Raw genomic sequence first — 15,820 nt, forward strand, 5'->3', positions numbered from 1 at the left:
CCTCGAAAGGTGCGGGCCCTCAGTCATGAGCTACAGCTCAGTGGGCGTTCAGCTCTGCCCACCCGCCAGCTTCTCGCGCAGCGCGGCAAGCGCCTCGTCCGAGGCCAGCGCACCGGAGTTGTCCGCGCCCTCGGAGGAGTACGAACCGCCACCGCCACTGCTCGCGGCCGGAGCCGCACCCGCGGCGTCGCCGCCCTCGGCCGCAGCAGCGGCGTCGGCCTCGCGGGACTTGATGACCTGGGCCTGGTGCTGCTCGAAGCGCGTCTGCGCCTCGGCGTACTGGCCCTCCCACGCCTCGCGCTGGGTCTCGTAGCCCTCGAGCCAGTCGTTGGTCTCGGGGTCGAAGCCCTCGGGGTAGATGTAGTTGCCCTGGTCGTCGTAGGACGCGGCCATGCCGTACAGGGTCGGGTCGAACTCGACCGTGGCCGGGTCGGCACCGAAGGCCTCGTTGGCCTGCTTCAGCGAGAGGCTGATGCGACGACGCTCGAGGTCGATGTCGATGACCTTGACGAAGATCTCGTCGTTGACCTGGACGACCTGCTCCGGGATCTCCACGTGGCGCTCGGCCAGCTCGGAGATGTGGACCAGACCCTCGATGCCCTCGTCGACGCGGACGAACGCACCGAACGGAACCAGCTTCGTGACCTTGCCGGGCACGACCTGGCCGATCTGGTGGGTGCGGGCGAACTGCTGCCACGGGTCTTCCTGCGTCGCCTTCAGCGACAGGGAGACACGCTCGCGGTCCATGTCGACGTCGAGAACCTCGACGGTGACTTCCTGGCCGACCTCGACAACCTCGGAGGGGTGGTCGATGTGCTTCCAGGAGAGCTCGGAGACGTGGACCAGACCGTCGACGCCACCCAGGTCCACGAAGGCACCGAAGTTGACGATCGAGGAGACGACGCCGGAACGGACCTGACCCTTCTGGAGGGTCGTGAGGAACGTCTGGCGGACCTCGGACTGGGTCTGCTCCAGCCAGGCACGGCGGGACAGGACCACGTTGTTGCGGTTCTTGTCCAGCTCGATGATCTTGGCCTCGAGCTCCTTGCCCACGTAGGGCTGGAGGTCACGGACGCGGCGCATCTCGACCAGGGAGGCCGGAAGGAAGCCACGGAGGCCGATGTCGAGGATGAGACCACCCTTGACGACCTCGATGACGGTACCGGTGACGATCCCGTCCTCTTCCTTGATCTTCTCGATGGTGCCCCAGGCACGCTCGTACTGGGCGCGCTTCTTCGAGAGGATCAGGCGGCCTTCCTTGTCCTCCTTCTGGAGAACAAGGGCTTCGATCTCGTCACCGACGGCGACGACCTCGTTGGGGTCGACGTCGTGCTTGATCGAGAGCTCGCGGCTCGGGATAACGCCTTCGGTCTTGTAACCGATGTCGAGCAGGACCTCGTCCCGGTCGACCTTCACGATGACGCCGTCGACGATGTCGCCGTCGTTGAAGTACTTGATCGTCTCGTCGATCGCGGCGAGGAAGGCTTCCTCGTTACCGATGTCGTTGACCGCAACCTGCGGGGTCGTTGCGGTGGTCTCGGTGCTGCTCGTCATGTGGGAAAGGGCTCCGGTACGGACATTGAAGTCGTAGGTACTGCTACGCCGGAGCCCGTTTCGCTCTGCAGAAGCCGGACAGCCTAGGAAGCGCCACACGTACAAAGGGTGGCGCCTCGACAACCGAGGGGACATACATACAGATGCGAGCGCAACCTGCTACGTCTGAGGTGCGCAGGCTCGCAGCGCAACTTGTAGCATACGGGGGCAGCCGGGCAGGGTCAATGCGCGAAGCCGCCCACCCGGGGCAGATCGCCGCACAACCGGCACAAGTCCTGTCTTCCGAGGCCACGCGGGCCGTACGGAGCCCCTTCGTGAAGCCACCGGAGCAGGCTGGACGGAAGAGTATGACGAGGGAGCCGATCATCCAAGAGCCCGAAGCGTCCGAACCCGAGGCGACCCGGCGTACCGCCGGGGTCACGGAGAGCTCCCGCGCCAATCGTGGCTGGTGGGACCGCAACGCGGACGAGTACCAGGTCGAGCACGGCACGTTCCTCGGCGACGACCGGTTCGTGTGGGGGCCCGAGGGCCTCGACGAGGTGGAGGCCGAGCTGCTCGGCCCGCCGGAGGATTTGAAGGGCAAGGACGTCCTGGAGATCGGCGCGGGCGCGGCGCAGTGCGCGCGCTGGCTGGCCGGCCAGGGTGCCCGGCCGGTCGCCCTGGACATCTCGCACCGGCAGTTGCAGCACGCGCTGCGCATCGGCGGACCGTTCCCCCTGGTGTGCGCCGACGCCGGTGCGCTGCCCTTCGCGGACGGCTCGTTCGACCTGGTCTGCTCGGCGTACGGGGCGCTGCCCTTCGTGGCCGACCCGCGCCTGGTCCTGCGGGAGGTGCGCCGGGTGCTGCGGCCCGGGGGCCGCCTCGTCTTCTCGGTCACGCATCCGATCCGCTGGGCCTTCCCGGACGAGCCGGGGCCGGAGGGGCTGTCGGTGTCGGGGTCGTACTTCGACCGCACGCCCTACGTCGAACAGGATGAAGAGGGCCGCGCGGTCTACGTCGAGCACCACCGGACGCTCGGCGACCGGGTCCGGGACGTCGCGGCGTCGGGTTTCCGCCTGGTGGACCTGGTGGAGCCGGAGTGGCCGGCCTGGAACACGTCCGAGTGGGGCGGGTGGTCGCCGCTGCGCGGGAACCTGATCCCGGGGACGGCGATCTTCGTGTGCGTACGAGACTGAGTGCGTGATCCGCTACGACGCTCTGGACGCCCTGCCCGTACGTGGTGCCCTGCCCGCCCTCGACGACGCCCTGGAGGGGCACGGCACCGCCGTCCTCGTGGCGCCGCCCGGCACCGGCAAGACGACCCTGGTGCCCCTGGACCTCGCAGGACTTCTCGGGGGAGGCCCTGAGCGGCGGGTGATCGTGGCCGAGCCGCGGCGGATCGCGGCCCGGGCGGCGGCGCGGCGGATGGCGTGGCTGCTGGGCGAGAAGCCCGGCGGGAGCGTCGGCTACACCGTGCGCGGGGAACGGGTCGTCGGGCGGCACACGCGCGTGGAGGTCGTCACGACCGGTGTGCTGGTGCAGCGGTTGCAGCGGGACCAGGAGCTGACCGGTGTCGACGTGGTGGTGCTCGACGAGTGCCATGAGCGCCATCTGGACGCGGACACGGCGGCGGCGTTCCTGTGGGACGTGCGGCAGACCCTGCGGCCCGAGCTGCGGCTGGTGGCCGCCTCGGCGACGACCGACGCGCAGGGGTGGGCCGCGCTGCTGGGCGACGCTCCGGTGGTGGAGGCCCAGGGGGCGGCGTATCCGGTGGAGGTGGTGTGGACGCCGCCGGTGCGGCCCGTACGGCCGCCGCACGGGATGCGTGTCGATCCGGCGCTGCTGACGCAGGTGGCGTCGGTGGTGCGGCGGGCGCTGGCCGAGCGGGACGGGGACGTGCTGTGTTTCCTGCCGGGCGTGGGCGAGATCGCCCGGGTGGCCGGGCAGCTCGGGGGTCTCGGGGACATCGATGTGCTGCAGGTGCACGGGCGGGCGCCGGCCGCCGTGCAGGACGCGGTGCTGGCCCCCGGTGACCGGCGGCGGGTCGTGCTGGCCACGTCCGTGGCGGAGTCGTCGTTGACGGTGCCGGGTGTGCGGGTCGTCGTGGACTCGGGGCTGGCGCGCGAGCCGCGGGTCGACCACGCGCGCGGGTTGAGCGCGCTGACGACGGTACGGGCGTCGCAGGCGGCGGGGCGGCAGCGGGCGGGGCGGGCCGGGCGTGAGGCGCCGGGGGCGGTGTACCGCTGCTGGGCGGAGGCCGAGGATGCGCGTCTGCCGCGTTTTCCGTCTCCGGAGATAAAGGTGGCCGACCTGACGGCGTTCGCGCTTCAGGTGGCGTGCTGGGGGGATCCTGACGCGTCAGGGCTGGCGTTGCTCGATGCGCCGCCCTCCGGGGGTATGGCGGCGGCGAGGCATGTGCTGGGCGTTGTCGGGGCCGTCGACTCCGTCGGGCGGGCGACTGAGCGGGGAGTCGCCCTGTCTCGGCTGGGGCTGCATCCGCGGCTGGGGCGGGCGTTGCTCGACTCCGTGCCGTTCGTGGGGGTCGATCGGGCCTCGGAGGTGGTCGCCTTGTTGAGTGAGGAGGCGCCCCGGGAGTACGGCGATGATCTAGCGGGTGCGTTGCGTCGTGCTCGGCGCGAGGGTGACGCCTATGCCACGCGGTGGCGTCGCGAGGTTCGGCGGCTGCGTGCCGTCGGTTCTGAGATTTCCCACCCACCCATCCGTGACTGGCCGCAAGACGCAGCGGCAGCGGTCGAGGCGTGGGCGGATGCCTCGGAGGACCGGCAGGTCGGGCTCGTTGCCGCTCTCGCCTTTCCCGAGCGCGTTGCCAGGATCGACGGTGGGTCGTGCCTCATGGTGTCCGGGACCCGGGCCGAGGTCGGCGAGGGCAGCGGGCTGCGAGGGGCGGACTGGGTCGCCGTCGCCGTAGCGGACCGGCCCGTCGGCAAGGGGCACGCGCGTGTGCAGTCGGGGGCCGTGGTCGACGAGGGGATCGCCCGGCTCGCCGCGGGGGCGCTGCTGGACGAGCGGGACGAGGTGTGCTGGGACGGTGGGGACGTCGTGGCGCGACGGGTGGAGCGGCTGGGGGCCGTGGAGTTGACGGTGCGGTCGCTGAGGGACGCCGATCCCGGGCTCGTACGCGGTGCGCTGCTGGACGGGCTGCGGCGGGAAGGGCTCGGGCTGCTGCGGTGGTCGGCGGATGCCGATGTCCTGCGGCAGCGGCTCGCCTTTCTGCGGCTGCACCTCGGTGAGCCCTGGCCCGATGTCTGTGACGACGCGCTCCACGCGCGCGTGGAGGAGTGGCTGGAGCCGGAGTTCGGCCGGGCCCGGCGGCGGGCCGATCTGGCGCGGATCGATGCCGGTCAGGCGCTCGCCCGGCTGCTGCCCTGGGCCTCCGGGGAGGCCGGGCGGCTCGACGAGCTCGCCCCGGAGCGGATGGCCGTGCCGAGCGGGTCGAAGATCCGCGTCGACTACTCCCGGCCCGAGCAGCCCGTGCTCGCGGTGAAGTTGCAGGAGATGTTCGGGCTGCAGGAGTCGCCCCGGGTCGCCGGGGTGCCGCTGCTCGTGCATCTGCTGTCCCCGGCCGGGCGGCCGGCCGCCGTCACCGCCGACCTCGCCTCGTTCTGGCGGGAGGGCTACAAGGGCGTACGGGCGGAGTTGCGCGGGCGGTATCCGAAGCATCCGTGGCCGGAGGACCCGGCGGGTGCCGAGCCGACCCGGTACACCAACGCCCGGCTCAGGCGCTGACCTGTGACGGCTCCTCCGCCGATGCCGGAGCCGGGCCGGAGGGGCGGCGGCCGCGGGCCTCCAGGTACAGCGCGAGGGCCAGCAGGAGGACGCCGAGGGTGAGCAAGCCCCACGGCAGCCAGGACGTCATCAGCAGGACGAGCAGGCGCTGGGACTTCACCAGGTCGACCGTGTGCGTGATGTAGTCCTCGCGCATCTTCACGTGGCCGGCGAACGCGGTCACCTTGTCGCGGTCGCCGAGGAGGGTGCCGCCGCGCAGTTCCTCCTTGTGGAGTTCCTCGCCGTAGACGGGGGCGCCGGTGAGGGGCTCGACCCAGAACTTGCGGACCGTGGTGTACCAGCGGGTCGTGCCGGTCTGGGCGACCGACTCGGGGGTGAGGCCCTCCACGGGCAGCGTCTTCGGGATCTTCACCTTGGTCCAGGGGATGGTCTGCTCGAAGTAGTAGACCTCCAGGCCGCGGAAGTTCCGGGTGCCCTGGTAGTGGATGGGGGCGGTGACGCGGGCCTGGGCGTCGAAGTACTGGTAGGCCCGTTTCTCCGTGAGGAACGGCCATTTGAACTCGATGCCCTCGCGGCGCACCGGGTCGCCGTCGACCGTCTCGCCGGTGGCGTGGACGGGTTCCTGGGTGTGGGCGTCGAAGATGTAACGCTCGGGGATCTTGGACACCATCTCGCCGTCGGGGCCGACGACGTAGGACAGGCCGTCCCAGACGACCACGTCCCGGCCCGCCGACTCCTCGATCCTCTCGGAGGCCTCGACGTTGCCTTTGAGGGTCTGCACGATGGTGACCTTGGGGACCTTGCGGGCCCGCATGGTGCCGTAGTCCAGGAGGGTGGCGTCGCGCGCCTCCAGGACCATGTCCTGGTACTGGTTCGCGGGGACCTTGGCGAGGCGCGGGAAGGCGTACCAGCGCAGCAGCGGGGACAGTGCCGCGAAGAACACGGCGAGGGCGAGCAGGATCAGAGCGGCCTTGCGGCGCATCTCGGCCTCCCTCCCGGGCGGGCGGTCAGGGGTGTGCGGGCACCGTCGTCAGCAGCGGCTTCGGGGACGTCCCGCCCGAGGGGGAGCCGAGGGCGGTCAGCGTCAGGACCACGGCGAACGCGACGGCGAGACCGGTGACGGCGGCGACGAGGGTGCGCATACGGGGCCTCCCCACGGGTTGAACTGATACACCGTCAGGTTTCTGGGCACCGTAGCAACGAGAAGCGGAGATGAGAACACGTTGCACACACAACGAACGCCCCTCCCTGCGGAGGGGCGTCGCCGGTGCTGCTCGGGAGTTACGCGCTGGGGCTTGCCGACGGGCTCGGCGAGGACGTCTCGGCCGCCGCCACGGTCAGTTCGACGGTGAGAGTCGCTCCGCCCGCGGTGTTGATGCGGAGCAGGAACGTGCCGGTGGTGTCGTCCGCGTACAGCTTCGGCAGCTTCAGCAGGCCCTTCGCGTCCGTCTTCAGGGCCTTGAGGGTGCGGACGGCCTTGCCGTCGGCGTCCTTGAAGTAGGGGCCCTTGTCGGTGGCGGTCGGGTCGTCCGCCGACTTGATCAGCGTGGCGGTGGCCGCGACGCCGTCGGCGACGGCGCCCTTGTACGTGGCCTTCACCTCGACCTGGTTGGCGAACTCGCCGCCCGGGGCGCAGGTCAGCGCGGCGTCACCGGTGCGGGCGAGGGCGTCGGCGGCGCGCTCGGTGACGGTGGCCGTGTAGTCGAGCCCGGCGACCGTGCGGCCCACGACGGTGGCGCGGACGGTGACCTCACCCGTCTTCTCCCCCGCCCGCAGGGCGGGAGCGACGGCCACACCGGAGCTGTTGGTGGCGACCGTGGCCACGTTCTCGCCGCCGGTGAAGGTGGTGTCCGTACTGCCGATGATCGTGAAGCGGACCCTGACCTTGCCGACGGCCTTGCCGGCCTTGGTCTCGGCGCGGGTGCTGATCCGCTTGGTGAACGCGTCGCCGGCCATGGCGGTGAGCTTGGCCGTTCCGGCGTCCTCCAGGTGGTCCACCGTGTCGGTGTTCGTGGGAGGAGGCGTCGAGGGGGGCGTGGTCGGGGTGGTGCCGGGGTCGGTGGGCGGCTTCGGGGTCGTCGTGCCGCCGCCGGGCCTCTCGGGCTTGGGGCTGGGCTTGGGCTTCGAGCCCCCCGGAGCCGGTGTGGTCGGTGTGTTGGGCGTGGTCGGGGAGGAGGGCGAAGGGCTCGCCCCGGCCCCGTCGTCGCTGCGGTTGTCGGGCAGCGTGCCGGTGCCGTCGGGGATCTCGTGCGTGCCCTTGCGGTAGTACTCCACCCAGCGCATGACCAGGTTCAGGTACTCCCGCGAGTTGTTGTAGCTGAGGATCGCGCGGTCGAGGTCGTTCTGGTCGGACAGGTCCCAGTTGTTGCGGCACAGGTAGTGGCCTGCGGCGAGCGCCGCGTCGTAGACGTTGTTGGGGTCCTTCTTGCCGTCGTCGTTGCCGTCGCGGCCCGCCCACGCCCAGGTGGACGGGATGAACTGCATGGGCCCGACGGCCTGGTCGTAGGAGCTGTTGCCGTCGTAGGCCCCGTCGTCGGTGTCCCTGATGAGGGCGAAGCCGTTGCCGTCGAGCTGCGGGCCGAGGATGGGCGAGAGGGTCGTGCCGTCGGCGTCGACACGGCCGCCGCGGGCCTGGCCCGACTCCACCCGGCCGATGGCGGCGAGGAGTTGCCAGGGCAGATTGCAACCCGGCTTGGCCTCGTTCAGCGCGGTCTCGGCCTTCTTGTAGGCGTCGAGGACGGTCGCGGGGATGCCCGACTCGGTGGTGCCGGGGGCGGCGGGGCCGGTTCCGGTGCTCGGGGACGGGTTCGGGCTCTTGAGCGGCGGCAGGTCCGTGTAGTACGGCGAGTTGCCGGTGGCGCTGCCGTCGGAGTTACTCGCGTCGGGTGAGGGCGTGGCGTCCGCCGCGGCCTGTCTGCCGTGGTCGTTCACGCCCGGAGCCTGGGAGGCGGACAGCGCCGCGACCGCTACCGCGGCCACGGCGGTGGTTGCCGCCCCCTTGCGCAGCCTCCTGCCGAATTGCGCCGCCATAGAGTGAACCCCTCCCGTGGACGCCCCAGCGCCCGTCTCTGCCTGTCGCGCACTTCTGTTGCGTTCGCGCTCTTCTGTTGCGTTCGCTCTGTTGTGACGATCGACCGGCCCGAGTGGTTGCCCTCCGACGGGCATGTCTCTCGTCCCCGGCACGGTGACCCTGGCGACCCTACGGCAACTTGCTTTGCTCGGGCACCCGTTCGTGCCCGGTTTTCACCGGTTGGTCATGCGGCGAGCATGGCGGGAGGCCGGTGTTCGGCATCCCGCATACTGGGCGGTCCGATCGCCTGGCAACGACCGTCACTAGGAGCAGAGTTGCCGTTCACGCTGAGCCACGCGGCAGCCGTACTGCCCGCCGTACGCACCGACGGGACCGGCCGGGGCCCGCTGGTGCCCGCCGTCCTGGTGGCGGGTTCCTTCGCGCCCGACATGACCTACTACGCGGCGAGTGTGTGGTCCGGGGCGATGGAGTTCGGTGACGTCACGCACGCGTTTCCGGGGGTGTTCACGGTCGATGTGCTCATCACCTGGGCGCTGGTGGGGCTGTGGCTGCTGATGCGCGAGCCGCTGGTGGCGCTGCTGCCGCGGGCCCGTCAGGGGCGGGTGGCGGCCCTGGTGCGATGCGGGGCGCCACGCGCGCGTGTGACGCCCTCCCTGGTGGTGCGGTGGTACGTGTCCGCGGTGCTCGGCGCGCTGACGCACGTCGTGTGGGACGCGTTCACGCACCTCGACCGGTGGGGGATGCGGCTGTTTCCGGTGCTGGGCCGTGAGGTGGCGGGCTCGCCGCTGTACTGGTACCTGCAGTACGGCGGTTCGGCGGTGGCCGCTGTGGTGATCGCCGTGTTCGTGGTGCGCGCGCTGCGACAGGCGCCGGTGCGCGAACCGGTGGGGATCCCGGCCTTGGCGACACGGGACCGCTGGGCGGCGGGTGCCGTGATCGGCGGTTTCGCGCTGGTGGGGGCGGTGCAGCGGGCGGCCCGGTGGTGGGCCTACTGGGGTTCGGCCGCGAAGCCGTGGGAGATCATTCCGACGGTGTGCTTCGGCGCGGGGGCAGGGCTCGTCCCGGCGCTGCTGTTGTACGCCGTGGTGGTCAGGGCGCGGCGCCCGGTTCCGGCCCTCGTCGGCCCTGACCGTGCCGGCGATACGGAGCCGAGCCGTCCGGCCGCTCGCTGAGGGACTCGGTGGTCGCGATGTACACGGTGATGGTGGTGTGGGCGGGGCGCGGCCGCGGGAGCAGCGTGAGGACGAGGGTCAGGTAGCCGCGGGCCCGGTCGGCCCAGGGGCGTGAGGTCCGGTCGGGCACGGCGGGCAGGTCGCCGACGCGGTCGATGCCGGTGCCGGCCTGCAGGTCTGCGACCGCCGAAGGGTCGCCGGTGCCGGTGGGACCGGTGACGGCGGACCCGGAAGCGGCGCCGGCGGGATCGGCCGGCCGCCGTCCGCGAGCCAGGCGCTGCCGGAGGTCCGCCGTCGCGTGGCGCAGGGCCGCGGTGAGAGTGACGGGGACGCGGAGCGTGCTGGCGTCGGCCGCGAAGGGCGAGGCCGGCGGGAGTGCCACGCCTGGTGCCGTGCGGCTGAGGAGCGTGCGTATACCCATGCCCGCATCCTTGCCACCGTCCAGGGCGGTGGCCCTTTCTCGGGGGCCACGCGAGTGACGGTTTCCGTGGGGACGGGGTGGCGGGTGCCCTCGGCCCTGCGCTCAGTTCTGCACTCGGCCGAGGGCATCCCGCGTCGTCCGCTGCCCGACTAGTGCGCCGCCGACTCCCAGTCCGCCCCCGCGCCCACCGAGACGCCCAGCGGGACACGGAGGTGAACCGCGTTCGCCATCTCGCGGCGGACGAGTTCCTCGGCGGCCGCGCGCTCGCCCGGGGCGATCTCCAGCACGATTTCGTCGTGCACCTGGAGCAGCATCCGGGACTCCAGCCCGGCCTCCTTCAGCGCGCCGCCCACCTTGAGCATGGCGATCTTCACGATGTCGGCCGCCGTGCCCTGGATGGGCGCGTTGAGGGCCATCCGCTCCGCCGCCTCGCGACGCTGGCGGTTGTCGCTGTTGAGGTCGGGGAGGTAGCGGCGGCGCCCGAAGAGCGTCGCCGTGTAGCCCGTCGCCCGGGCCTCGTCGACCGCGCGGCGCAGATAGTCCCGTACGCCGCCGAACCGCTCGAAGTACGCGTCCATCAGGGCGCGGGCCTCCGCCGCCTCGATGTTCAGCTGCTGGGAGAGGCCGAAGGCGGACAGTCCGTAGGCCAGGCCGTACGACATGGCCTTGATCTTGCGGCGCATCTCGGCGTCCACCGCGGTCGGCTCGACCGCGAAGACCTGGGAGGCGGCCGTGGTGTGCAGGTCCTCGCCCGAGGTGAAGGCCTCGATCAGGCCCTCGTCCTCGGAGAGGTGGGCCATCACACGCAGCTCGATCTGGCTGTAGTCGGCCGTCATCAGGGACTCGAAGCCCTCGCCGACGACGAAGCCGCGGCGGATGGCGCGGCCCTCGTCGGTGCGGACCGGGATGTTCTGCAGGTTCGGGTCCGTCGAGGACAGGCGGCCGGTGGCGGCGACCGTCTGGTTGAAGGTGGTGTGGATCCGGCCGTCCGCGGCGATCGTCTTGATCAGGCCCTCGACGGTGACGCGGAGCTTGGCCTGCTCGCGGTGGCGGAGCATGATCACCGGCAGCTCGTTGTCCGTCTGGCCGGCGAGCCAGGCGAGGGCGTCGGCGTCCGTGGTGTAGCCGGTCTTGGTCCGCTTCGTCTTGGGCAGGGCCAGCTCGCCGAAGAGCACTTCCTGGAGCTGCTTGGGCGAGCCCAGGTTGAACTCGTGCCCGGCCGCCGCGTGGGCCTCCTTCACCGCCTGCTGGACGGCGCCGGCGAACATCTGCTCCATGGCCTCCAGGTGGGCCCGGTCGGCCGCGATGCCGTGCCGCTCCATGCGGGCGAGCAGCGCGGATGTGGGCAGCTCCATGTCGCGCAGGAGATCGGCGGCGCCGACCTCCTCCAGGCGGCCCTCGAAGGCCTGGCCCAGGTCGAGGACGGCGCGGGCCTGGATCATCAGGGCCTCGGCCTCGGCGCCTTCGTCGGCGCCGAAGGCGAGCTGGCCGTCGGCAGCGGCGGCGGGGGTCAGCTCGCGGTGCAGGTACTCGAGGGACAGCGCGTCCAGGTCGAAGGAGCGGCGGCCCGGCTTGACCAGGTAGGCGGCGAGCGCGGTATCCATGCTGACGCCCTCGACGCTCCAGCCGTGCTCGGCGAAGACCCGCATGGCGCCCTTGGCGTTGTGGAAGGTCTTGGGCCGGTCGGTGTCGGCGAGCCAGGCGGCGAAGGCCGTCTCGTCGGCCTCGTCGAGCTGGGAGGGGTCGAACCAGGCGGCCGGTCCGCCGGGCGCGGCGAGGGCGATCTCGGCGACCGAGCCGGTGCCGAGCGCCCAGGTGTCGACCGTGGCGATACCGAGGGGCTGCGTGCCGTGCTCGGTGAGCCAGCCGGTCAGCTCGCCGGTGCCGAGCACCGTGCCGTGCAGTTCCACGCCCTCCGTGCTGACCGGGGTGGTCTCGGCCTCCTCGGCGCCGGGGTCGACGGCGAAGAGCCGCTCGCGCAGCGAGGGATTGCGGATCTCCAGGGTGTCCAGCACCACCGCGACGGCCGTGCGGTCGTAGGCGGCCCGCTCCAGGTCGGTGACGCCCTTGGGGAGCTCCACCTGGCGCTCCAGCTCGGTGAGCCGGCGGTTGAGCTTGACCGCTTCGAGGTGGTCGCGGAGGTTCTGGCCGGCCTTGCCCTTGACCTCCTCGACGCGCTCGACGAGGTCGGCGAAGGAGCCGAACTGGTTGATCCACTTCGCGGCGGTCTTCTCGCCGACGCCGGGGATGCCGGGGAGGTTGTCGGAGGGGTCGCCGCGCAGGGCCGCGAAGTCGGGGTACTGCGCGGGCGTCAACCCGTACTTCTCGAATACCTTCTCCGGGGTGAAGCGGGTCAGCTCGGAGACGCCCTTGGTCGGGTACAGCACCGTGGTGTGCTCGCTGACGAGCTGGAAGGAGTCACGGTCGCCCGTGACGATCAGCACCTCGAAGCCCTCGGCCTCGGCCTGGGTGGCCAGGGTGGCGATGACGTCGTCCGCCTCGAAGCCGTCCACCGCGAAGCGGGCGGCGCCCATCGCGTCGAGGAGCTCGCCGATCAGCTCGACCTGGCCCTTGAACTCGTCCGGGGTCTTGGAGCGGTTCGCCTTGTACTCCGTGAACTCCTGGGACCGCCAGGTCTTGCGGGAGACGTCGAAGGCGACCGCGAAGTGCGTGGGCTCCTCGTCGCGCAGCGTGTTGGCCAGCATCGACGCGAAGCCGTAGATCGCGTTCGTCGGCTGGCCCGTCGCGGTGGTGAAGTTCTCCGCGGGCAGCGCGAAGAACGCGCGGTAGGCCAGCGAGTGCCCGTCCATGAGCATCAGTCGCGGGCGGCTGCCGCCGGAGGTCTTGTCGGTCGTCTTCGCTGCTGTCTCTGCCACGCCCCCGATCCTGCCACGCCCCACTGACACTCGACCCCGCCCCCGGCCCCGCGCACTCGGCGGGGCATCCCCCCGAGCCCGCCCGCACCCGGTGTCAGCACCCCGTGCGAGGATCGGAGACCTGTCTCACAGCGCAGTAGAAGGGGAGCGTGCGATGGCGACGAAGCCGCCCAAGAGTGATCCGGTTCAGGACGCGCCGCAGGTCGCCGAGCCGAAGCACGCGGCAGCGGGCCTCCCCGCGATCGGGCACACGCTGCGCATGGCCCAGCAGCAGATGGGCGTGAAGCGCACCGCGCTGACGCTGCTGAGCGTGAACCAGAAGGACGGCTTCGACTGCCCGGGCTGCGCCTGGCCCGAGCCGGAGCACCGGCACAAGGCGGAGTTCTGCGAGAACGGCGCGAAGGCGGTCGCCGAGGAGGCCACGCTGCGCCGGGTCACGCCCGAGTTCTTCACCGCGCACCCGGTCGCCGATCTCGCCGGCCGCAGCGGCTACTGGCTGGGACAGCAGGGGCGGCTCACTCACCCCATGTACCTGCCCGAAGGGGGCACGCACTACGAGCCGGTCACCTGGGAGCGCGCCTTCGGCATCATCGCCGAGGAGGTCGCCGCCCTCGCTTCCCCGGACGAGGCCGTCTTCTACACCTCCGGGCGCACCAGCAACGAGGCCGCGTTCCTCTACCAGCTGTTCGCCCGTGAGCTCGGCACGAACAACCTTCCCGACTGCTCGAACATGTGCCACGAGTCGTCCGGCTCGGCCCTGTCGGAGACGATCGGCATCGGCAAGGGCAGCGTCCTGCTGGAGGACCTGTACAAGGCCGACCTGATCATCGTCGCGGGCCAGAACCCCGGGACGAACCACCCGCGCATGCTGTCCGCCCTGGAGAAGGCCAAGGCCAACGGGGCGAGCATCATCAGCGTCAACCCGCTGCCCGAGGCGGGCCTGGAGCGTTTCAAGAACCCGCAGACCCCGCAGGGCATGCTCAAGGGCGCCGCCCTCACCGACCTGTTCCTGCAGATCCGCATCGGCGGCGACCAGGCCCTCTTCCGGCTCCTCAACAAGCTGATCCTCGACACGGAGGGCGCGGTCGACGAGGCGTTCGTCCAGGAGCACACGCACGGCTACGAGGAGTTCACCGAGGCCGCCCGCGCCGCCGACTGGGACGAGACGCTCGCGGCCACCGGGCTGACCCGCGAGGAGATCGAGGACGCCCTGCGCATGGTCCTCGCCTCCGAACGCACCATCGTGTGCTGGGCGATGGGCCTCACCCAGCACAAGCACTCGGTCCCCACGATCAGGGAAGTGGTCAACTTCCTCCTCCTGCGCGGCAACATCGGCCGCCCGGGCGCGGGCGTCTGCCCGGTGCGCGGCCATTCGAACGTGCAGGGCGACCGCACGATGGGCATCTTCGAGCGCCCCGCACCGGCGTTCCTGGACGCCCTGGAGAGGGAGTTCGGCTTCGCGCCGCCGCGCGAGCACGGCTACGACGTCGTACGGGCCATCCGCGCCCTGCGCGACGGCGAGGCGAAGGTCTTCTTCGCCATGGGCGGCAACTTCGTCTCGGCGTCCCCCGACACGGAGGTCACCGAGGCCGCGATGCGGCGGGCCCGGCTGACCGTGCACGTGTCGACGAAGCTCAACCGCTCGCACGTGATCACGGGCGCGCGTGCCCTGATCCTCCCGACGCTCGGCCGCACCGAACGCGACCTCCAGGGCAGCGGCGAGCAGTTCGTGACGGTCGAGGACTCGATGGGCATGGTGCACGCCTCCCGGGGCCGGCTGGAGCCCGCGAGCACGCACCTGCTGTCCGAGCCGGCCATCGTCTGCCGCCTGGCCCGCGGGGTGCTGGGCGAGAGCAGCCGCACGCCCTGGGAGGAGTTCGAGAAGGACTACGCGACGATCCGGGACCGGATCGCACGCGTGATCCCCGGCTTCGAGGACTTCAACGCGCGCGTGACGGGTTCCGCCTCTCGCCCTGGCGGCTTCGCCCTCCCGCACGCCCCGCGCGACGAGCGCCGCTTCCCCACCGCCACCGGCAAGGCCAACTTCACCGCCGCGCCCGTGGAGTACCCGGAGCTGCCCGAGGGCCGTCTGCTGCTCCAGACGCTGCGCTCGCACGACCAGTACAACACCACGATCTACGGCCTCGACGACCGCTACCGGGGCATCAAGAACGGCCGCCGGGTGGTGCTGGTCAACCCCGAGGACGCGCGGACGCTGAAGCTGGCGGACGGCGGTTACGTCGACCTGGTCAGCGAGTGGAAGGACGGCGTGGAGCGCCGGGCGCCGGGCTTCCGGGTCGTGCACTATCCGACGGCCCGTGGCTGTGCCGCCGCGTACTACCCGGAGACCAACGTGCTGGTGCCGCTGGACGCCACCGCGGACACCAGCAACACCCCGGCCAGCAAGTCCGTCGTGGTGCGTCTGGAACAATCGGCCACCGACTGAGCGTTTGCTCAGTCACAGAGGTAGCCGTAGTGACCAGGACGAACGGAGCCCGGCCCCATGGGTGAGCAGCAGCATGTGAAGTTCCCGCAAGAGGTCATCGACGAGTACGCCGCGCTCGGCGTGGACCTCCTGGCCCTGTTCTCCGCGGGCCACCTCGGAACCCGGATGGGCGTCCAGCTCCTCGAGGCGTCGGCGGACCGCGTCGTCGGGACGATGCCGGTGGAGGGCAACACCCAGCCCTACGGGCTGCTGCACGGCGGGGCCTCCGCGGTGCTGGCCGAGACGCTCGGCTCGGTCGGGTCCATGCTGCACGGCGGCAGCTCCAAGATCGCCGTGGGCGTCGACCTGAACTGCACCCACCACCGCGGGGCACGCTCCGGCCTCGTCACCGGCGTGGCCACACCCGTGCACCGGGGACGCTCGACCGCCACCTACGAAATCGTCATTACGGACGAAAGCGACAAGAGGGTGTGTACCGCCCGCCTCACCTGCATGCTGCGCGACGTGAATCCGGGCGACGAGGAACTGATCCGCGCCGCGCGCTGATCCGGCCCTACGACACGTTTCGGCTCGACGCCGCCGCGCGGGACCACC

11 protein-coding genes are annotated in these 15,820 nt (G+C 71.4%); 5 read left to right on the plus strand and 6 right to left on the minus strand.

The features are described from left to right. Positions 1-48: 48 nt before the first annotated feature. Positions 49-1,554, minus strand: coding sequence for a 30S ribosomal protein S1 (rpsA, locus tag ACFTZL_RS25470; protein WP_382587107.1), 1,506 nt, complete (start codon positions 1,552-1,554; stop codon positions 49-51). A 347-nt stretch (positions 1,555-1,901) separates the two neighbouring features. Between rpsA and ACFTZL_RS25475 the strand changes: the two genes are divergently transcribed. Together ACFTZL_RS25475 and hrpB are read left to right on the plus strand one after the other, a co-directional pair. Continuing rightward, positions 1,902-2,729 (plus strand): class I SAM-dependent methyltransferase, encoded by an 828-nt coding sequence (locus tag ACFTZL_RS25475; protein ID WP_382587110.1) that lies wholly within the window; start codon positions 1,902-1,904, stop codon positions 2,727-2,729. 4 nt (positions 2,730-2,733) lie between these two features. After that, a complete protein-coding gene (gene hrpB, locus ACFTZL_RS25480) occupies positions 2,734-5,280 on the plus strand; it encodes an ATP-dependent helicase HrpB (RefSeq protein ID WP_382587112.1) in 2,547 nt (848 codons plus the stop codon). Here the strand turns inward: hrpB and ACFTZL_RS25485 are convergent. The 3 genes from ACFTZL_RS25485 to ACFTZL_RS25495 all read right to left on the minus strand — a co-directional run bounded on the left by ACFTZL_RS25485 (position 5,270) and on the right by ACFTZL_RS25495 (position 8,310). Next, positions 5,270-6,262, minus strand: coding sequence for a DUF3068 domain-containing protein (locus tag ACFTZL_RS25485; RefSeq protein WP_382587115.1), 993 nt, complete (start codon positions 6,260-6,262; stop codon positions 5,270-5,272). The two genes, hrpB and ACFTZL_RS25485, sit on opposite strands and share 11 nt — an antisense overlap. Positions 6,263-6,287: 25 nt before the next feature. Beyond that, positions 6,288-6,422: an SPW_0924 family protein gene (locus ACFTZL_RS25490; protein WP_382587118.1), complete on the minus strand. Its 135-nt coding sequence runs from the start codon at positions 6,420-6,422 to the stop codon at positions 6,288-6,290. Positions 6,423-6,561: 139 nt separating this feature from the next. Then, positions 6,562-8,310 carry a lytic transglycosylase domain-containing protein gene (locus ACFTZL_RS25495; RefSeq protein WP_382587120.1) on the minus strand — a complete coding sequence of 583 codons (1,749 nt, stop codon included), beginning with the start codon at positions 8,308-8,310 and terminating at the stop codon, positions 6,562-6,564. A gap of 315 nt (positions 8,311-8,625) precedes the next feature. On the opposite strand from ACFTZL_RS25495, the gene ACFTZL_RS25500 reads away from it, so the two are divergent. Then, positions 8,626-9,483, plus strand: coding sequence for a DUF4184 family protein (locus ACFTZL_RS25500; protein ID WP_382587123.1), 858 nt, complete (start codon positions 8,626-8,628; stop codon positions 9,481-9,483). Here ACFTZL_RS25500 and ACFTZL_RS25505 read toward each other — a convergent pair. Both ACFTZL_RS25505 and polA read right to left on the minus strand, forming a co-directional pair. Then, on the minus strand, positions 9,401-9,904 hold the full coding sequence (locus tag ACFTZL_RS25505) for a hypothetical protein (protein WP_382587126.1): 504 nt from the start codon (positions 9,902-9,904) through the stop codon (positions 9,401-9,403). The genes ACFTZL_RS25500 and ACFTZL_RS25505 overlap by 83 nt on opposite strands. Positions 9,905-10,053: 149 nt before the next feature. Then, a complete protein-coding gene (gene polA, locus ACFTZL_RS25510; protein ID WP_382587129.1) occupies positions 10,054-12,780 on the minus strand; it encodes a DNA polymerase I in 2,727 nt (908 codons plus the stop codon). Positions 12,781-12,934: 154 nt separating this feature from the next. Between polA and ACFTZL_RS25515 the strand changes: the two genes are divergently transcribed. Both ACFTZL_RS25515 and ACFTZL_RS25520 read left to right on the plus strand, forming a co-directional pair. Further along, a complete protein-coding gene (locus tag ACFTZL_RS25515) occupies positions 12,935-15,226 on the plus strand; it encodes an FdhF/YdeP family oxidoreductase (RefSeq protein ID WP_382587132.1) in 2,292 nt (763 codons plus the stop codon). 57 nt (positions 15,227-15,283) lie between these two features. Then, complete coding sequence (locus tag ACFTZL_RS25520) at positions 15,284-15,772, plus strand: PaaI family thioesterase (RefSeq protein ID WP_382587135.1); 489 nt, start codon at positions 15,284-15,286, stop codon at positions 15,770-15,772. Positions 15,773-15,820 lie beyond the last annotated feature (48 nt).

The organism is Streptomyces sp. NPDC056948 (assembly GCF_042674225.1).
Classification (GTDB): Bacteria; Actinomycetota; Actinomycetes; order Streptomycetales; family Streptomycetaceae; genus Streptomyces; species Streptomyces purpurascens.